14 protein-coding genes and 1 pseudogene are annotated in these 17,387 nt (G+C 71.1%); 8 read left to right on the plus strand and 7 right to left on the minus strand.

The features are described 5' to 3' along the window. Window positions 1-5 precede the first annotated feature (5 nt). Window positions 6-1,094 carry a M14 family metallopeptidase gene (locus tag DRV96_RS12315; RefSeq protein WP_119291576.1) on the minus strand — a complete coding sequence of 363 codons (1,089 nt, stop codon included), beginning with the start codon at window positions 1,092-1,094 and terminating at the stop codon, window positions 6-8. Between the two features lie 10 nt (window positions 1,095-1,104). After that, complete coding sequence (locus tag DRV96_RS12320) at window positions 1,105-2,313, minus strand: M20 aminoacylase family protein (protein WP_119291496.1); 1,209 nt, start codon at window positions 2,311-2,313, stop codon at window positions 1,105-1,107. Window positions 2,314-2,429: 116 nt separating this feature from the next. Between DRV96_RS12320 and DRV96_RS12325 the strand changes: the two genes are divergently transcribed. Together DRV96_RS12325 and DRV96_RS12330 are read left to right on the plus strand one after the other, a co-directional pair. Beyond that, window positions 2,430-3,008 carry a hypothetical protein gene (locus tag DRV96_RS12325; RefSeq protein WP_119291498.1) on the plus strand — a complete coding sequence of 193 codons (579 nt, stop codon included), beginning with the start codon at window positions 2,430-2,432 and terminating at the stop codon, window positions 3,006-3,008. Window positions 3,009-3,183: 175 nt separating this feature from the next. After that, the gene (locus tag DRV96_RS12330) at window positions 3,184-3,837 is read left to right on the plus strand and encodes a DUF2202 domain-containing protein (protein WP_119291501.1); all 654 of its coding nucleotides are present in this window, start codon (window positions 3,184-3,186) and stop codon (window positions 3,835-3,837) included. Window positions 3,838-3,937: 100 nt separating this feature from the next. On the opposite strand, the gene DRV96_RS12335 is transcribed toward DRV96_RS12330, so the two are convergent. From DRV96_RS12335 to DRV96_RS12345, 3 genes are all read right to left on the minus strand, one after another. After that, the gene (locus tag DRV96_RS12335; protein WP_119291504.1) at window positions 3,938-4,381 is read right to left on the minus strand and encodes a hypothetical protein; all 444 of its coding nucleotides are present in this window, start codon (window positions 4,379-4,381) and stop codon (window positions 3,938-3,940) included. A gap of 127 nt (window positions 4,382-4,508) precedes the next feature. After that, complete coding sequence (mrtJ, locus tag DRV96_RS12340) at window positions 4,509-5,003, minus strand: JDVT-CTERM system glutamic-type intramembrane protease MrtJ (RefSeq protein WP_162911036.1); 495 nt, start codon at window positions 5,001-5,003, stop codon at window positions 4,509-4,511. Window positions 5,004-5,147: 144 nt separating this feature from the next. Then, the gene (locus DRV96_RS12345) at window positions 5,148-7,556 is read right to left on the minus strand and encodes a choice-of-anchor O protein (protein ID WP_210757036.1); all 2,409 of its coding nucleotides are present in this window, start codon (window positions 7,554-7,556) and stop codon (window positions 5,148-5,150) included. A gap of 328 nt (window positions 7,557-7,884) precedes the next feature. Between DRV96_RS12345 and DRV96_RS12350 the strand changes: the two genes are divergently transcribed. The 4 genes from DRV96_RS12350 to DRV96_RS12365 all read left to right on the plus strand — a co-directional run bounded on the left by DRV96_RS12350 (window position 7,885) and on the right by DRV96_RS12365 (window position 12,279). Further along, complete coding sequence (locus DRV96_RS12350) at window positions 7,885-8,613, plus strand: Crp/Fnr family transcriptional regulator (protein ID WP_162911038.1); 729 nt, start codon at window positions 7,885-7,887, stop codon at window positions 8,611-8,613. 71 nt (window positions 8,614-8,684) lie between these two features. Next, on the plus strand, window positions 8,685-10,748 hold the full coding sequence (locus DRV96_RS12355) for a molybdopterin-containing oxidoreductase family protein (RefSeq protein WP_119291512.1): 2,064 nt from the start codon (window positions 8,685-8,687) through the stop codon (window positions 10,746-10,748). Then, the gene (locus DRV96_RS12360; RefSeq protein WP_419187053.1) at window positions 10,745-11,869 is read left to right on the plus strand and encodes an aminopeptidase; all 1,125 of its coding nucleotides are present in this window, start codon (window positions 10,745-10,747) and stop codon (window positions 11,867-11,869) included. Before DRV96_RS12355 ends, DRV96_RS12360 begins: the two co-directional genes overlap by 4 nt. A 20-nt stretch (window positions 11,870-11,889) precedes the next feature. After that, window positions 11,890-12,279 carry a polyhydroxyalkanoic acid system family protein gene (locus DRV96_RS12365; RefSeq protein ID WP_119291514.1) on the plus strand — a complete coding sequence of 130 codons (390 nt, stop codon included), beginning with the start codon at window positions 11,890-11,892 and terminating at the stop codon, window positions 12,277-12,279. Window positions 12,280-12,414: 135 nt separating this feature from the next. Here DRV96_RS12365 and DRV96_RS12370 read toward each other — a convergent pair whose 3' ends face one another. Continuing rightward, window positions 12,415-12,669: an acyl-CoA-binding protein gene (locus DRV96_RS12370; RefSeq protein ID WP_119291515.1), complete on the minus strand. Its 255-nt coding sequence runs from the start codon at window positions 12,667-12,669 to the stop codon at window positions 12,415-12,417. Window positions 12,670-12,759: 90 nt separating this feature from the next. Here DRV96_RS12370 and DRV96_RS12375 point away from each other — a divergent pair, with 90 nt between their 5' ends. Beyond that, window positions 12,760-14,313: a wax ester/triacylglycerol synthase family O-acyltransferase gene (locus tag DRV96_RS12375; RefSeq protein WP_162911039.1), complete on the plus strand. Its 1,554-nt coding sequence runs from the start codon at window positions 12,760-12,762 to the stop codon at window positions 14,311-14,313. Here DRV96_RS12375 and DRV96_RS12380 read toward each other — a convergent pair. Further along, window positions 14,300-15,274: pseudogene (locus DRV96_RS12380) on the minus strand (LysR family transcriptional regulator); the annotation flags it as partial. The gene DRV96_RS12375 and the pseudogene DRV96_RS12380 sit on opposite strands and share 14 nt — an antisense overlap. Between DRV96_RS12380 and DRV96_RS12385 the strand changes: the two are divergent. Then, on the plus strand, window positions 15,201-17,360 hold the full coding sequence (locus tag DRV96_RS12385) for a thiamine pyrophosphate-dependent enzyme (RefSeq protein ID WP_119291519.1): 2,160 nt from the start codon (window positions 15,201-15,203) through the stop codon (window positions 17,358-17,360). The pseudogene DRV96_RS12380 and the gene DRV96_RS12385 overlap by 74 nt on opposite strands. Window positions 17,361-17,387: the final 27 nt, after the last annotated feature.

Below are 17,387 nucleotides of genomic sequence, written 5' to 3' on the forward strand. Positions count from 1 at the left end.
CGCGTTCAGCGCCCCGACAGGCCGGTCACGGCCTGGTGCGCCGCCTCGAGCCCCTGCTCGATGACGCGCCGCTTCCAGTCGTCGGTGTCGGTGTAGAACGCATCGCGCACGCGGCGCTTGATCGCCGCGCGCAGTGCGTCGTCTTCGACCTCGGGGTGGTTCTCGAGCCACTGGTCGGCGCGCAGCGCGTCGATCACTTCGGCCACCGGCACGGTGCCGTATTCCAGCGCGATGCCGGTGTACTCGGCCTGCGGGCACTCGTCGTAGGCGGCGAGCCACATCAGCCCGGTCAGCAGCGCCGACGTCGAGCTACCGTCGTAAATCGACGTCACACCATCACCCCACCACGCCCGTGCGCGCGCCAGCGCGGCGGGGTCGTCGCGGCAGGCGAAGATGCGCTCACCCACACCGTTCGGGCCCAGCCCCGTGTGCAGGTCGATCCAGCCCAGCCGTGTGCAGGGCTGCGCCTGCTCCTGCAGCACGTGGCGCAGCGTCACGTGGCTCCAGGTCGGCGCGCGCCCGCCGTAGAACAGCCCCTGCGGGTGGTCGTACTGGCCGCCGGTCACGGCGGCCTGCAGCGCGCGCTCGCCGTGCTGCCCCGCATAGGCCATCAGCTCGGCCTGCACCTCGGGCGCGGGCGGCCACGTCGGCGGCACGATCAGGTGAGCGAGCCGGTCGTACGCCTCGTTGCGTGGCAGCGGGCGGTGGAAGTCGTGGAAGTTGCGGTTCAGGTCGACGTTCTCGTGCGTCGTGCGCCGCCACCACGAGAAGCCCCACGGGTTCAGCGCGTGCAGGTACAGCACCGCGACGCCGGCGGTCCGCGCGGCGGCGTGGAACGCCGGGTCGGCGAGCAGCGCGCCCTGCACGCCCGAGCCGCAGAAGCCCTCGACGCCGTGGCAGCCGCTGCTGACGATCAGCAGTGCCGGCGCGTCGTGCGGTCCGAAGCGCGCGACGTCGAGCGCCAGCGCCTCGCCGTCGCGCCCACGCAGCGGGTGCATGCGGCTGTGCACCTCGAGCCCGGCGCGCTCGGCGGCGGCGAGGAACTTGCGCCGCGCCTCGGCGTAGCTCTGCGCGAAGAAGCGGCTCGCGTCCATCGCCGCCACGTCAGCCGCGCGGCGTCGCGAGCCACTTCTCGGCGAGCCGCACCCACAGCGTCGCGCCGAGCGGGATCAGCTCGTCGTTGAAGTCGTAGTGCGGGTTGTGCAGCGTGCACGGGCCCAGGCCGTGCACGTGGTCGCTGTAGGCCTCGCGGTGCGCGCCGTCGCCGTTGCCGATCACGAAGTACGCGCCGGGCTTCTCGAGCAGGAAGTAGCTGAAGTCCTCGGCGCCCATCGTCGGCTCGAACTCGAGCGTGTTCTCGGGCCCGACGACGTCGCGCATCACGCCGCGCACGAAATCGGCTTCGGCCTTGTGGTTGATCGTCGGCGGGTAGTTGCGGCGGAACTCGAAGCGGCACTCGGCGCCGAACGCGGCGCAGGTGTGCTCGGCGATCTCCTTCATGCGCCGCTCGATCAGGTCGAGCACTTCAAGGGTGAAGGTGCGCACCGTGCCCTGGATCTCGCAGCGGTCGGGCACGACGTTGGTCGCCTCGCCGGCGTGGATCATCGTCACCGAGATCACGGCGGCGTCGGTAGGCTTCTTGTTGCGCGTGACGATGGTCTGGAACGCCTGCACCATCTGGCACGCCACCGGCACCGGGTCGATGCCGTTGTGCGGCAGCGCCGCGTGCGAGCCCTTGCCGGTGACCGTGATGCGGAACTCGTTGCTCGACGCCATCGCGGGGCCGTCGCACACCGCAAACTGGCCCACCTTCAGGCCCGGCCAGTTGTGCATGCCGAAGACGGCCTCCATCGGGAACTTGTCGAACAGGCCGTCTTTGATCATCTCGCGCGCGCCGCCGCCGCCTTCTTCGGCCGGCTGGAAGATCAGGTAGACGGTGCCGTCGAAGTCTCGGTGCCGCGCGAGGTGCCGCGCGGCGGCCAGCAGCATCGCGGTGTGGCCGTCGTGCCCGCAGGCGTGCATCTTGCCGGGGTGCTTGCTCGCGTGGGCGAACGTGTTGTGCTCCGTCATCGGCAGCGCATCGATGTCGGCGCGCAGCCCGACGGCGCGGTTCGACGTGCCGTTCTTCACGATGCCGACGACGCCGGTCGTGCCGAGTCCGCGGTGGATCGGGATACCCCAGTCGGTCAGTGCCTTGGCGATCACGTCGGCGGTGCGCCGCTCCTCGAAGCACAGCTCGGGGTGGGCGTGGATGTCGCGGCGGATCGCGGTGATCGCGGCCGCGTCGGCGAGGATCGATTCGATGAGTTGCATGGCGTGTCTCCTGCGCGGTCGATCTTACGCGGGGGCTGCTGCGGGCATGAACTCCGCGCGCCGATGTCCCCCATCGCGGCGGCCTAAACTGGTCGGCGTTTCGCAGGAGTCACGCGATGACGAAGATCCCCTCCGCTGCCGAGCGGCCGCAGCCGCGGCTGGGCGACCAGTGGCAGTTCGCGACGCGTCTGGTCGGCGGTGCGTCGCCACTGCTGCTCGACCACGTCGTGCGCGAGCTGCGCCCCGACGGCGGCTGGACCATCGCGGTGCGCAAGGCCGGCAGCGACGACCCCTGGCTCACGCAGGTGTTCGACGCCGAGTTCAACCGCGTCGCGCGCGAGCTGATGCCCGGCGAGTCGATGCGCTACACGCCGGCGTTCCCGCTGTTTCGCTTCCCGCTCGAGCCGGGGCGGCGCTGGAAGGCCGCCGTCGAGCAGCGGCAGGACGGCGAGCCGGGGCACCGCATCGTCGAGGTCGACGCGCGCGTCGTCGGCCCGGAAGCCGTCGAGGTGCCGGCCGGGCGCTTCGACGCGTGGCGCATCGAGGCCGTGCACCTGGCCGGCGGCGTGCGCATCGACACCGTCTACTGGTACGCCCCGCGCGCCAAGCGCTCGGTGCGCGGCATCGAGAAGAGCCGCTCGGCGCAGGGCACGAGCGAGCTCGTCTACGAGCTGCAGTCGCTGCGGCTGGTCTGAACCGCTGCTCCCACACCCCTCGCGGCGGTGCGGGCAAGCGCTTTCGTCAACCACAGGTGGCGCTTGGAGCGACCGCTCTAACGTACGTCCTGTTACTGGCTGCTGACACTTTGGCACAGACCCTGGGAGAAACCCTCCCCATACTCCGTGACGTATTCCACGAGAAGGGGACGTCATGCGACGCAAGCAATTCCTGCGTGTCCTGGGGGCGGTCATCGGTGTGGCGGCAGCGGGCCCGCTGCTGACGGCCTGCGGCGGCGGTGACGATATCGACGCCACGACGGCAACGATCTCGTCGGTCACACGGACGCTGTCGGACGAAGAGATCGAGGGACTCAAGTTCATGCGCGAGGAAGAGAAGCTCGCGCACGACGTCTACGTCACCCTGTTCGCGCGCTGGGGCGCCACCGTGTTCGCCAACATCGCCGAGAGCGAGACCGAGCACACGAGCGCGATCCTCGACCTGCTGCTCAAGCACGGCATCGAGGACCCGGCCGCCGGCAATCCGGTCGGCGTGTTCGACAACGACGATCTGCAGGCGCTGTACGACCAGCTCGTGGCCGCGGGCCAGGCCAGCCTCGTCGACGCGCTGAAGGTCGGCGCGCTGATCGAGGAGAAGGACATCCAGGACATCAACGACAAGCTCGCCGCGACCGACGAGACCGACATCGCCCAGGTCTACGGCCACCTGCTGTGCGGTTCGCGCAATCACCTGCGCTCGTTCAACCAGGCGCTGCTCGACCAGGGTGTGACCTACGTGCCCACCGTGATCACGCAACAGGAGTGGGACGCGATCGCGTCCTCGGCGTACGAGACCTGCGGCGGCTGATGCCGCGGCACCGAGCGGTGCCATCAATGAAAACACCGGGCCGCGGCCCGGTGTTTGTCTTCTCGCAGGCCCCGCGCGTCATGGCGCGGGGCGCAGGGACTCAGCGACCGCCGCCGCCACCCCCGCCACCGCCGGCCCCCGGGCGCGGCCCGGCGCCGGGGCCAGGGCCCATGCCCGGGCCAGGACCCATGCCCGGCCCGGGGCCCATGCCCGAGCCCGGCCCGCGGCCGGCCGGCGGGTCGTCGGGCAGCGTGACGCCGCGCTCGCGCGCGCGCACCTTCATGCGCTCGTGGTGCTCGGCGCGGATGCGCTCGCGTTCCTGCGCCGTCGTCGCGGTGCGCATGCGCTGGCGGTACTCGTTGCGCTCCTGCTCCGTCATCAGTTGGTGGCCGTAGATGTCCTGATCGCGGATCTGCAGCCGCTCCTGCTCGCGCAGCTGCTCCTGCGTCATCGTCTGGGTCTGCGTCTGCGCCTGCGCCACGGCCGCGCCACCGGCGAGCGCGGCGGCCAGCGCGAGAGCCGTCCATCGGGTGGGATGTCTCATCGTCTGCTCCTGGAGTTGAGTCCGAACGTGGGCGGGTCTGTATACCCCCCACAGGTATATTAACGCCAGACGACTTCCGCGCGTTGACGGGCCGCGGTAACGGTTTGTGGGGTGGTGCTCGTGCGCCTCAGCGCGCCAGCGCCGCCGCCGCGCCGAAGCCCAGGTTGTAGAGCGCGTGCAGCGCCACCGCCGGCCACACGCTGGCGAAGCGCTCGCGCAGGTGGCCGAACACCAGCGACGGCGCCGCCACCGCCAGCGCCCACGCCAGCGGCTGTGCCGGCAGGTGCAGCGCGACGAAGACCGCGGTGGTCAGCGCGTTGGCCACGCTGACCGGCCCCCAGCGCCGCGCGCGCGTCAGCCGCAGCAGCTGCCCCTGCAGCACGCCGCGCAGCACCAGCTCTTCGAGCAGCGGCTGCACGACGACGAGCGACACCCACGCCCACGCCCCGGCCGGCGCGCGCATCTGCGGCCCCGTCCACAGCGCCAGCGCCAGCCACACCGGCGCCGCGGCGGCGAGCGCGAGCAGCCAGTGGCGGTCGGAGGGCCAGCGCGCCGGCCGCGGCGCGACGAGGCCGCACTCCTCGCGCAGCGACGGCAGGGGCGAAGGCGGCGGCGGGCTCACGGGGCGCGATCGTCGCATGCGCGGCTGGCGAGCGTCCCGGTGCGTCCCGGCGCGCCGTGTCTGGTGCCGAGGGGGAAATGAAAACGCCGCCCGCAGGCGGCGTTGCAAACCCCCGGGCGGCAGGCGCCCGGGGTGCCGTGCGCATCAGCGGCGGCGTGCGCGCTGCACGCGGCGCAGGCCGACGCCCGCAAGGCCGAGGCCGGCCAGCAGCAGCAGTGTCGGGTCGAAGCCGCCGTTGCCGGTCGTGCAGCCGCCGCCACCGCCGCCGCCACCGTCCGTGCTTTGCACCGCTGCGTCGGCGCTGCGGAAGCGTGCCGCCGAGCCGGTCGGGCTTTCGGTGTTGAAGACGGCATAGACACGCTTGCCGTCCGGGCGCGCCTGCGGCTGGGTCTCGAACGCCGACTCGTCGTCGTTGAACAGGCTGCCCTGTTCTTCGGAGATCCGCACCGGCGTGGCATAGGTCGCGCCAGAGTCGAAGCTCACCGTGGCGTACACGCCCAAGTCATCACCGCCCTCGGGGTCGGACGGGTAGACGTTCTCCTGGCTGCCCCACATCAGCCAGATCACGTTGCGGTTCTGGCAGAAGGCCGGGTCGCTGGCCGTGGCCGGATCGTTGCCCTCGCAATAGCCCGGCGCCGTGTTGCTCGCGGGCGTGCCGAAGATCCGCGGCTCGCGCACGTTGATGCGCTTGTCGGTGACGTTCGTGACGTTCTTCGGCAGACCCCAGCTTCCGCCGCTGGCGTTCGAGGTGCCGTCGAACGTGAACTTGCGGATCCAGAAGTTGTAGTTGTTGATCAGCGCCCAAAGCTCGTAGAGGTTGCTCGTGTAGTTGTAGCCGACCCACAGGTCGTCACCCCGCAGCACGCCGCGGTGGGCGAGTGCGTTCTCGGTGAAGTTCCGTTCGGTGTCGTCAGCCAAGCCATCAGTGCCCGATGTCAGCACGGAAGCACGGCTGCTGATGTTCTCGGCACGCGCATGACCAGCCGTCGGGGTCAGCGCGATCGCTTCCGAGTACAGCGAGGTGGCACAACCTGCCGACACCGCCGGCACCATCCGGCTGCTCGCCAGGCCGCTCTGGATGCTGGTCGCTACGTCTGGATCCACCATTCCGCGGCGAATCACGATGTCAGAAGGCCCGCCTTTGTCGGCTTCCCCTTCTTTCCAGAAGATCGCGATGTTGATGCCGCTGCGGTTGGGCACGGCCGGCGCGGCCACCCCAGTGGCTTCGGCGGCGCTCTGCGTCAGGAAGCGCACGCGGCGCGCGTTGCGCTGCGGATCGCTGATGATGCAGCCGGACTTGACGTTCGAAGTCGGCACCGATGCCGAGTCGCCGGCAAACTGCGGCGGATTGTTGTACGGGAACGAGTGATAGCGGATGAACTTGCCGCTGTCCAACCCTTCGGCGCCTTTCGTCTCTTCCCAGGCGAGCACCGTTGTCGTGCCAACCATCCCGATGTTCGGCCGCGCCGCCCCGGCGTTGCCCTTCTCGACGAGGTTGCCATCGACCGGATTCCCGTTCGCGTCGAACACGTTGACGATCTGGCCGGACAGCCCCGTCTTCTTTTCCAGTTCCCAGTTGTCGGTCACGCGATAGCCGAAGGCGCGCGCCGTGCCCTGCGTCAGTGGCGACAGGTGGTACGTCGGCACCTCCGTCGTCGCGTTGACCTCGAAGTACGTGTACCAGACGTCGGTGCCGCCCGTGACATTGGCGCCCGAGGCGCCGTCGCCGGGACCATCCGCTTCGCCGAGCTGCAGCCCTTCCGGGTCCTCCTGCCACGAGACATTGATGCGCGCAGTCGGCGCTTGGTAGGTGCCGAAGCTCGAATCCTGCTTGGCGTCGCGCTCCCCGTTGCTCAGTTGCTTTGGTTCCGACCACGTGAGGCCGCTGTCGGCCGAGTACGCCATCCACGTGCAGTGGAACGGGATGGTGCGCATGTCGCGCTCGACATACCGGATCGCCCTCTGGTTCGGGTTCGGGTAGAAGCCGGGATCGGTATCGGTTTCTGCCGGAGCGATGCCATCACGCAAGTCGCCATCCGGACAGAAGGCGCCGATCCAGGTCAGCACCAGCACCGGGCCGTTTTGCTTGATGTTGGGCTTGTCGGTGTTGCCGTAGTACGGTGCCAGTGTGGTGCCGCTAGCCTGCCACCTGGTCTTGATGCTGTACTTCAGCGCTGAGCCCGACACGTTGCCGCCACCGAAAGGCGTCGTTGCGTACGTCCAATCGCTTTCCTGGTTGCAGGTCTTGCGCGGCGCGGGCGCCGTGTCCTGGTCGGGCGTGCAGACCTTGACGAAGATGTCGCGTGCAGGTCGGTCTTTGTCGGCTTTGGTGTCGTACACGTTGAGCGCGCCAGCCGGGGAGTCGCCATAGACGGCAATCAGCGTGCCGTCGGCCGCACGTATGAGCTTGGGCTTGTGGCCGTTGCTGCCTTCGCTGAGTGTGATCTCAGGTTGCAGCGTGATCAGGTAGGTGGCGGCATAGGCCAGTCCGGCGACGCCGGCCAGTCCCAGCAGCGCCAGCGGCAGCGTCTTCTTCAATGCGAACTTCTTCACCACGGTCTCCATTCCGTCGGTTGACCTTCCAGGCGGCGGCAGCCCGCCGCGATCAAGACCCTCTACCCCGTGGGGCTTGGGGCCTGAACAGTCTCGCTGACGGTGCGCTCGACGGTTGTTGTGTCAGGTCAAGAACGCCACGTCACGCCCTCCCCCGCAAATCGGTGTTTCGTCGCAATTGCGACGTTTCGCGTGCGCGCGGTGTGCCCTACGGTCGCGCGGACAACGGCCCGCTCAGGGGGACGGTGACTATGCGATAGGCTCGCCGCGCTGTTCGGCAAGCGCCCGCTGCACAGATCAAGCGCGGGTTCGCACCTGGAGGAGAAGCGTGAAGTCCGAAAAACAGACGGTTTTGTGTCCTTGGCCGGCGGGCCCCGAGGCCGTGACGGGGCGGCACCCGCTGTGCCTGATGTGCGACGTCGTGGACCGTGCGCCCCCGGCGTCGGCGCTCGCGGCCGACGGGCTGCCGCCGGCGGTGCGCATGCCGTTGCGTGCCGGCGTGCGGCTGTTCGAACAGGGCACGGTGGCGCACGCGGTCTACGTGGTGCAAAGCGGCATCGTCAAGGAGACGCTGCGCGACGACGACAGCGGCGAGTGCATCGCGCGGCTGGTGATGCGCGGTGGCGTGGCCGGCATCGGCGGGCTCAGCGGGCCGCATCCGCATTCCGGTCAGGTGATCCACCCCGGCTACGCCTGCCGCATCCCGATGGCGCGGTTCGAGAAGGTACTCGCCGAGCACCCCGGCGCGCTGCCGCGCCTGTACGCCGATGGCCGGCAGGCCATCGCCGACGCCGACCGCATCATCAGCGAGATGTGCCACGGTCCGGCACGCGCGCGGCTGGCGCGCGCGCTGCTGTACCTGCGCAGCACGCTGGCGCCCGGCGAGGCGCTGCGCCTCAAGCGCGCCGACCTCGCGCAGCTGATGGCGCTGAACCCCACCAGCGTCGCGCGGCTGCTCGGCGAGTTCCGCCGCGACGGGCTGCTCGAGCAGCAGGGCCGCTACTGCGTCGCGATCGACACTGCGCGACTGCGCGAGCTCGCGCACGCCGAGGCTTGAGCGCCGAGCACGCCTGCCGTGCGCGTCCGCGCCACCGTGTCGGGGCGGGCGATGTGCCATATTCGGCGCCGATGGACGCCACCGCTTCGCCCGCCGCGCGCACCGTGCGCGGCGCCTGCCCGCACGACTGCCCCGACACCTGCGCGCTCGTCGTGACGGTCCAGGGCGGCCGTGCGGTGCGCGTGCAGGGTGCGGCCGACCACCCGCCGACCGGCGGCGTCCTGTGCACCAAGGTCAGCCGCTACGCCGAGCGCACGCACCACCCGGATCGGCTGCTGCACCCGATGAAGCGCGTCGGCCGCAAGGGCGAGGGGCGCTTCGCGCGCATCTCGTGGGACGAGGCGCTGGATACCGTCGCGGCGCGGCTGAAAGCCATCGCCGCGCGCGACGCGCAGGCCGTCGTGCCGTACAGCTATGCCGGCACGATGGGGCTGCTGCAGGGCGAGTCGATGGCGGCGCGCTTCTTCCACCGCCTGGGCGCCAGCCGGCTGGAGCGCACGATCTGCGCCAGCGCCGGCGGCGAGGCACTGGCCGCGACCTATGGCGGCAAGATCGGCATGCACCTGCGCTTCTTCGCGCAGTCGAAGCTGATCCTGATCTGGGGGAGCCACTCGATCGCGTCGAACCTCCATTTCTGGACGCTCGCGCAGCAGGCCAAGCGCGCCGGCGCCAAGCTGTGGTGCATCGACCCGCGGCGCACCGAGACGGCCGACAAGTGCCACCGCCACCTCGCGCTGCGCCCCGGCACCGACGGTGCGCTGGCGCTGGCGCTGGTGCACGAGCTGATCGCGCACGGCTGGATCGACCGCGACTACGTCGACCGCCACGTCGACGGGTTCGACAAGCTCGCCGAGCGCGCGCGGCCGTGGCCGGCCGAGCGCGCCGCGGCCGTGTGCGGCGTGCCGGCCGACGACATCCGCGAGCTCGCGCGCGACTACGGCACGACGCAGCCGGCGGCGATCCGCCTGAACTACGGCATGCAGCGCGTGGCCGGCGGCGGCAACGCGGTGCGGCTCGTCGCGCTGCTGCCGTGCCTCGTCGGTGCGTGGCGCCATGCGGCCGGCGGGCTGCTGCTGTCGAGTTCGGGCTGGGCCGCGCCATTCCGCGACGACGCCGCGCTGCAGCGGCCCGAGCTCCTCACGGGCCGGCGGCCGCGCACCGTCAACATGAGTACGATCGGCGACGCGCTGCTGCACCCCGGCGGCGGTGCGTTCGGCCCGCGTATCGACGCGCTCGTCGTCTACAACAGCAACCCGGTGGCGGTCGCGCCCGAGTCGCGCAAGGTCGTGGCCGGCTTCGCGCGCGAGGACCTGTTCACCGTCGTGCTCGAGCAGTTCCCGACCGACACCGCCGACCACGCCGACATCGTGCTGCCGGCCACGACGCAACTCGAGCACCTCGACGTGCACACGAGCTACGGCCATACCGACGTGCTGATCAACGAGCCGGCGATCGCCCCGCTCGGCGAGGCGAAGCCCAACACGCAGATCTTCCGCGAGCTCGCGGCACGCATGGGCTTTACCGAGCCTTGCTTCGCCGACGACGACGAGGCCTTGCTGCGCCAGGCGCTCAAAGGCATCGACCTCGACGCGCTGCGTGCGCGCGGCTGGGCGAGCCTGCCGCTGCCCGACGCGCCATTCGCCGACGGCGGTTTTCGCACGCCGTCGGGCAAGGCGGTGGTCGACGCGCCGGGGCTGGGCGTGCCCGACTTCGTGCCGAACCACGAGTGCGTGCAGACCGCGCCGGCACTGGCAGCGCGCTACCCGCTGGCGATGATCTCGCCGCCGGCGCGGCACTTCCTGAACTCGACCTTCGTCAACGTCGCGAGCCTGCGCGCGATCGAAGGCGAACCCCTGCTTGAGATCCACCCCGACGACGCGGCGCCGCGCGGCATCGCCAGCGGCGCCGTCGTGCGCGTGTTCAACGACCGCGGCACGCACCGCTGCCGCGCCGAGGTGACGACGCGCGCGCGCCCCGGCGTCGTCGTCGGGCTGGGCATCTGGTGGCGCAAGCTCGGGCTCGACGGCACCAACGTCAACGAGCTGACGAGCCAGCGGCTGACCGACCTCGGCCGCGCGCCGACGTTCTACGACTGCCTGGTCGAGGTGGCGGTCGACACCGCGGCCGCGGCTTGAAGCGCGCCGCGGCGATCGCACTCGTGGCCGGCCTGTCGCTCACCGGTGCCGCCGCCGTCGCGCTCGCGGCGGCGTGCCTGACCGCCGGCTGCGCCAGCGTCGGCTACTACGCGCAGGCGGTCGGCGGCCACGTCGATCTGCTCAACCGCGCGCGCCCGGTGGCCGACGTGATCGCCGACGACGCGACGCCGCCGGCGCTGCGCGAGCGGCTCGCGCTCGCGCAGCGCATCCGCGACTTCGCGGTCGCCGAGCTGGCGCTGCCCGACAACCGCAGCTACCGCCGCTTTGCCGACCTGCAGCGCCCCGCGGCGGTGTGGAACGTCGTCGCGGCGCCCGAGCTGTCGCTCACGCTCAAGACCTGGTGCTTCCCGGTCGTCGGCTGCGTCGGCTACCGTGGCTACTACGACCGCGCGGCGGCCGACGCGCTGGCTGCGCAGCTGCGCGCCGACGGCTGGGAGGTGCTGGTGTACGCGGTGCCGGCGTACTCGACGCTGGGCCGGCTCGAGTGGCTCGGCGGCGACCCGCTGCTGTCGACCTTCATCCACTGGCCCGAAGGCGAGCTGGCGCGGCTGATCTTCCACGAGCTCGCGCATCAGGTCGTCTACGCCGCCGGCGACACGACATTCAACGAGTCGTTCGCGACCGCCGTCGAGCGGCTGGGCGGTGCGCGCTGGCTCGAGCGCCACGCCAGCGCCGCGGTGCGCGACGAGTACGCCGCGTTCGATGCGCGCCGCCGCCAGTTCCGCGCGCTGGCGCTGGCCGCGCGCCGCGAGCTCGAGGCGGTGTATGCGAGCGCGGTCGACGACGACGCCAAGCGCGCCGCGAAGGCCGAGGTGTTCGCGCGCCTGCGCGCCGACCACGAGCGCCTGAAGCGTGAAGAATGGGGCGGCTTCACCGGCTACGACGGCTGGTTCGCGCGCGCCAACAACGCGGCGCTGGGCGTGCAGGCCGCGTACGACGAGTTCGTGCCGGCGTTCGAGCGCCTGTTCGACGCCGCCGGCGGCGATTTCGCGCGCTTCTACGCCGAGGTGCGCCGGCTGGCCGACTTGCCGAAGGCCGAGCGGCACGCGACACTGCGCGCCGCCGTGGCCACCGCCGCCGGGGGCGCGGCCGCTCAATAGGGGGAAGAGGGGGAGTCGACGTGTCCGAGATCCGCATCCGCCGCGAGCACGACCTGGGCCTGGACGAGGCGCGCAAACTCGCCTTGAAGTGGGCCGAAGAGGCCGAGCGCCGGTTCGGCATGGATTGCACCGTCGTCGAAGGCGAGTACAGCGACACCGTCGAGTTCAGCCGCAGCGGCGTCAAGGGCCAGCTCGTCGTCGCGGCCGACCACTTCGACCTGCAGGCCAAGCTCGGCTTCCTGCTCGGCGCGTTCGCCAAGACGATCGAGACCGAGATCGAGAAGAACCTCGACGACCTGCTCGGCGCCCGCCAAGCGCTGGCGAAGACCCCGAAGGCCGCCGCCAACAACGGCGCGGCGAAGAAGGTCGCCGCGAAGAAGAACGGCAACGGCGCGCGCAAGAAGGCGTAGGTCAAGATCCCGTAGCCGAGGTCGCCACGCGCATTCCGGCACTAGGGTTCAAGCAGACGCCGCGGATCCGGCTTCGCCGGTCCGCTGGCGTCGCCCCCTCGAGGGGGCAGCGGCGAAGCCGCTTCGGGGGTGGGCCTACTTCAGCGACTCGATCAGGTCGACATATTCCTGCATCGCCGCCTCGGCGCTCTTGCCTTTCTGCTCGTTCCAGGCATCCCACTTCGCGCGCCCGACCATGTCGGTGAAGCCGGGACGCTTGCCCTCGACGTCGCCCTCGGTGGCCTGCTTGTACAGCGCGTAGATCTTCAGCAGCGTCGCGTTGTCGGGCCGCTCGGGCAGCTTCTTGCTGTCGGCCACGGCCTGTTCGAAGCGGGACTTGAGGTCGGCCATCGCGCGTCTCCTGGTCGGTGAAAATGGGCCTTGACGGGCGGGATGTTAACCAGCATCGTGCCCACGACCACCGCCTCCAGGAGCCTGTCGATGTCCTCTGCCGCCGAGCGCATGTCGCGCGTCGACACCGCGTGGCTGCGCATGGACAGCGACGTCAACCTGATGATGATCGTCGGCGTGTGGCTGCTCGCGCCGGCGGTGTCGTACGAGGCGGTTTGCGAGCGGCTGCGCACCGCGCTGCTGCGCTACCCGCGATTTCGCCAGAAGGTCGTCGAGGACGCGCTGGGCTACCTGTGGGTCGATGACGAGCATTTCGACATCGAGCGCCACGTCAGCCGCGAGCGGCTGGCACGCCGGCGCGGGCAGAGCGAGCGCCAGGCGCTGCAGGAGCGCACCGCCGAGCTGGCGACGACGCCGCTGGACCGCGAGCACCCGCTGTGGCACTGGCACCTGATCGAGGACTACGAGGGCGGCAGCGCGATCATCATCCGCATCCACCACTGCATCGGCGACGGCATCGCGCTGATGTCGGTGCTGCTGTCGATCACCGACGGCGGCCACGCGCCGCCGCGGCGGCGCCCACGCGGCAACGGCCGCGATGGCGACTGGCTCGCCGACACCGTCGTGCGCCCGCTGACCGACCTGACGGTGCGCGCGATCGGGCTGTACGGCGAGGGTGTCGCCAGGTCGATCGACCTGCTCGCGCACCCGGGCAAGCCGCTGGCCGGCTCGCTCGACATGGCGCGCGTCGCGCTGCAGGTCGCCAGCGACGCCGCGTCGCTCGCGCTGATGCCCGACGACTCGCCGACGCGGCTCAAGGGCCACCCGGTGGGCCTCAAGCGCGTCGCGTGGTGCGAGCCGCTGCCGCTCGACGACGTCAAGGCGGTGGCCAAGGCGATGCACTGCACCGTCAACGACGTGCTGCTGTCGTGCGTGGCCGGCGCGATCGGCGCGTACCTGCGCGAGGTCGGCGACGACCCGGCGGGCAAGGAGATCCGCGCGATGGTGCCGGTCAACCTGCGCCCGCTCGAGCAGGCGCACGAACTGGGCAACGGCTTCGGCCTCGTGCCGCTGGTGCTGCCGATCGGCATCGAGCACCCGATCGAGCGGCTGTACGCCGTGCACGCGCGCATGAGCCAGCTCAAGGGCAGCTATCAGCCGCTGCTGGCGTTCCTGATCCTCGCGGCGTCGGGGCTGCTCGTGAAGCCGGCGCAGGACCTCGTCACGGGCCTGTTCGCGAGGAAGACGACGGCCGTGATGACCAACGTGCCGGGCCCGCGCGAGCCGCTGAAGTTCTGCGGCTCGACGCTGCGGCAGAACATGTTCTGGGTGCCGCAGTCGGGCCACATCGGCATGGGCGTGTCGATCCTCAGCTACGGTGGCGGCGTGCAGTTCGGCCTGATCACCGACAAGAAGCTGTGCCCCGAGCCGCAGAAGATCATCGACCGCTTCGCGCCCGAGTTCGCGAAGCTGCTGTGGGTGACGATGATGCTGCCGTGGGGCGATCAGCTCGAGGCGCTCGAGCCGAACGGTTCGCCGGGGTACGGCCCACCGGCGCGAAGCGCATCGCCAGCGCGATCTCGCGCAGCCAGCGGTGGCCGGCGTCGTGCTGCGCGCGCCAGTGCCAGTGCATCGACACCGTGAACGGCGGCAAGCCGAGGTCGGGCTCGACGACCTGCAGGTCGTGCCGCTGCGCGAAGCGCTGTGCGGGCCGCAGCGGCAGGATCACCGCGAGGTCGGTGGCCGCGAGGATCGTCGGCACGACCATGAAGTGCGGCAGCGCGAGCCGGATGCGCGGCTCGAGCCCGAGCATCTGCAGCGCGCGCGCCGGCTCGGCGTGGCTCTTGACGACGATGAAGTCCAGCCGCTCGAGTGCGGCACGGTCGGTCAGCCGCCTGGCCAGCGGGTGGCCCCGGCGCAGCAGCACGACGTAGCGCTCCTCGAGCAGGGGCGCGTGCTCGGTACCCACGAGCGAGGGCAGGTAGCCGAGCGCGAGGTCGAGCCGGCCGTCCTCGAGCGCGGGGCCGATCGCCTGCGGCTCCATCTGCACCGCCTCGACGCGCACGCCCGGCGCCTGCGCACCGACGGCGGCCATGATCTGCGGCAGGAACTCGTCGGCGCCGATGTCGCTCATGTGCAGCGTGAAGCGGCGCACCGAGCGCGCGGGGTCGAACGCGTCGGCCTCGTGCAGCGCGGCGTCGAGCAGCTGCAGCGCCGCGTCGACCTGGCGCGCGAGCTGCTCGGCGCGGCGCGTCGGCGCGACACCGCCGGGGGCGCGCACGAACAGCGGGTCGCGCAGCGCGAGCCGCAGCCGCGTCAGCGCGTGGCTCGCGGCCGGCTGCGACAGCCCCAGGCGCCCGGCGGCGCGGCTGACGTTGCGCGTCTCGTGCACGGCGCGGAAGACGTGCAGCAGGTTCAGGTCGAGCTCGTGCAGATGCATGGGCCGAATCGTACTTAGTGATTTCATCGCATGGACGAATGACGCGCCGCTGGCTAGATTGCTTGCCTCGGCACAACACGGCGGCCACGGCGTGGAAGTCCAGTTCACCGAAGAGATCGAGCAGCTCAAGAAGGGCGCCGGCCAGACCTTCCAGGGCGAGGGCATCCTCGCGATCACGAAGGCGCTGCTGCAGTCGGGCGTGGCCTACATCGGCGGCTACCAGGGCGCGCCGGTGTCGCACCTGCTCGACGTGATGGTGCAGGCCAAGCCCTATGTCGACACGCTCGGCGTGCACGTCGAGGCCTGCGCGAACGAGGCCTCGGCCGCGGCGATGCTCGGCGCGAGCCTGCACTACCCGCTGCGCGGCTGCGTGACGTGGAAGTCGATCGTCGGCACCAACGTCGCGGCCGACGCGCTGTCCAACCTCGCGTCGCCGGGGGTGGTCGGCGGCGCGCTGATCGTCGTCGGCGAGGACTACGGCGAGGGCGCGAGCGTGATCCAGGAGCGCACGCACGCCTATGCGCTCAAGAGCACGATGCTGCTGCTCGACCCGCGCCCCGACCTGCCGACGATGGTGCGCATGGTCGAGCACGCGTTCGCGCTGTCGGAGGCGTCGAACATGCCGGCGATCCTCGAGCTGCGCATCCGCGCGTGCCATGTGCGCGGGCGCTTCGAGTGCAAGGACAACGTCGCGCCGGCGTGGTCGACGCGCCACCCGATCGACGAGCCCGCCGGCTTCGACTACATGCGCCTCGCGCACCCGCCGGTGACGTTCCGCCACGAGAAGCTCAAGGTCGAGCAGCGCATCCCGGCCGCGCAGCGCTACATCGCCGAACACCGGCTCAACGAACACGTCGCGGGCGACTTCGCCGACGTCGGGCTGATCGTGCAGGGGGGGCTGTACAACGCGACGCTGCGTGCGCTGCAGCAGCTCGGGCTGGCCGACGCGTTCGGCGCGAGCCGCGTGCCGCTGCTGGTGCTCAACGTGACGTTTCCGCTCGTGCCCGACGAGGTCGTCGCGTTTTGCGCCGGCAAGCGCGCGGTCGGCGTGCTCGAGGAGGGCAGCCCCGAGTACATCGAGAAGGACGTCGTCGCCGCGATGCGCCGCGCCGACGTGCCCACGCCGCTGCACGGCAAGGACCTGTGGCCGGCCGCGGGCGAGTACACGGTCGAGGTGATCGCGCAGGGGCTGGTCGCGTTCGCCGAGCACCACCTGCCGCAGGTCGATCTCACCGCCGCGCGCGCGTGGCTGGCCGGCAACCGCGCGCGGCGCGACGACGTCGCGAAGGCGATGGGGCCGCTGCCGGCACGTCCGCCGGGCTTTTGCGTCGGCTGCCCCGAGCGGCCGGTCTTCTCGGCGCTCAAGCTCGCGCAGGCCGAGGTCGGGCCGGTGCACGTCGCGGCCGACATCGGCTGCCACGCGCTCGCGACCTTCGAGCCGTTCAGCTCGGGGCACTCGATCCTCGGCTACGGCATGAGCCTCGCGAGCCGCGCCGGCGTCAGCCCGATGATGCAGCGCCGCACGATCGCGATCATGGGCGACGGCGGCTTCTGGCACAACGGGCTGCTGACCGGGGTGCAGTCGGCGCTGTTCAACGGCGACGACGCGGTGCTGCTGATCATGAAGAACGGCTACACGTCGGCCACCGGCACGCAGGACATCATCAGCACGCCCGACGACGAGGCCAAGGCCGCGGCGGCCAGCGCCGGCACGCTGCACCAGAGCCTGGCCGACAAGAACCAGACGATCGAGACGACGCTCAAGGGGCTGGGCGTGCAGTGGCTGCGCACCGTGCACACCTACGAGGTCGACGTGATGCGCCGCACGCTCGAGGAGGCGCTGACGAGCGACTTCACGGGGCTGAAGGTGATCGTCGCCGAGGGCGAGTGCCAGCTCGAGCGGCAGCGGCGCATCCGGCCGTGGATCGCGCAGCGCCTCAAGTGCGGCGAGCGCGTCGAGCGCGTCAAGTACGGCGTCGACGAGGACGTGTGCAACGGCGACCACGCGTGCATCCGCCTGTCGGGCTGCCCGACGCTGACGCTGAAGGACAACCCCGACCCGCTGAAGGTCGACCCGGTGGCCACCGTGATCGACGGCTGCGTCGGCTGCGGGCTGTGCGGCGCCAACGCGCACGCGGCGACGCTGTGCCCGTCGTTCTACCGCGCCGAGGTCGTGCGAAACCCGAAGTGGCACGAGAAGCTGCTGCACGCGCTGCGCACGCCGCTGGTGCGCGCGCTGCAGACCGCCTGAACCCCGCACCCCCATCGACAAGAGAAC

Source organism: Azohydromonas sediminis, assembly GCF_003574675.1.
Taxonomy (GTDB): domain Bacteria; phylum Pseudomonadota; class Gammaproteobacteria; order Burkholderiales; family Burkholderiaceae_C; genus Calidifontimicrobium; species Calidifontimicrobium sediminis.

Bases quoted from the DNA above. Each gene is read 5' to 3' on its own strand.
- DRV96_RS12315 (WP_119291576.1), bottom strand. From the start codon at position 1,094: ATGGACGCGAGCCGCTTCTTCGCGCAGAGCTACGCCGAGGCGCGGCGC.
- DRV96_RS12320 (WP_119291496.1), bottom strand. From the start codon at position 2,313: ATGCAACTCATCGAATCGATCCTCGCCGACGCGGCCGCGATCACCGCG.
- DRV96_RS12325 (WP_119291498.1), top strand. From the start codon at position 2,430: ATGACGAAGATCCCCTCCGCTGCCGAGCGGCCGCAGCCGCGGCTGGGC.
- DRV96_RS12330 (WP_119291501.1), top strand. From the start codon at position 3,184: ATGCGACGCAAGCAATTCCTGCGTGTCCTGGGGGCGGTCATCGGTGTG.
- DRV96_RS12335 (WP_119291504.1), bottom strand. From the start codon at position 4,381: ATGAGACATCCCACCCGATGGACGGCTCTCGCGCTGGCCGCCGCGCTC.
- DRV96_RS12355 (WP_119291512.1), top strand. From the start codon at position 8,685: ATGGACGCCACCGCTTCGCCCGCCGCGCGCACCGTGCGCGGCGCCTGC.
- DRV96_RS12370 (WP_119291515.1), bottom strand. From the start codon at position 12,669: ATGGCCGACCTCAAGTCCCGCTTCGAACAGGCCGTGGCCGACAGCAAG.
- DRV96_RS12375 (WP_162911039.1), top strand. From the start codon at position 12,760: ATGTCCTCTGCCGCCGAGCGCATGTCGCGCGTCGACACCGCGTGGCTG.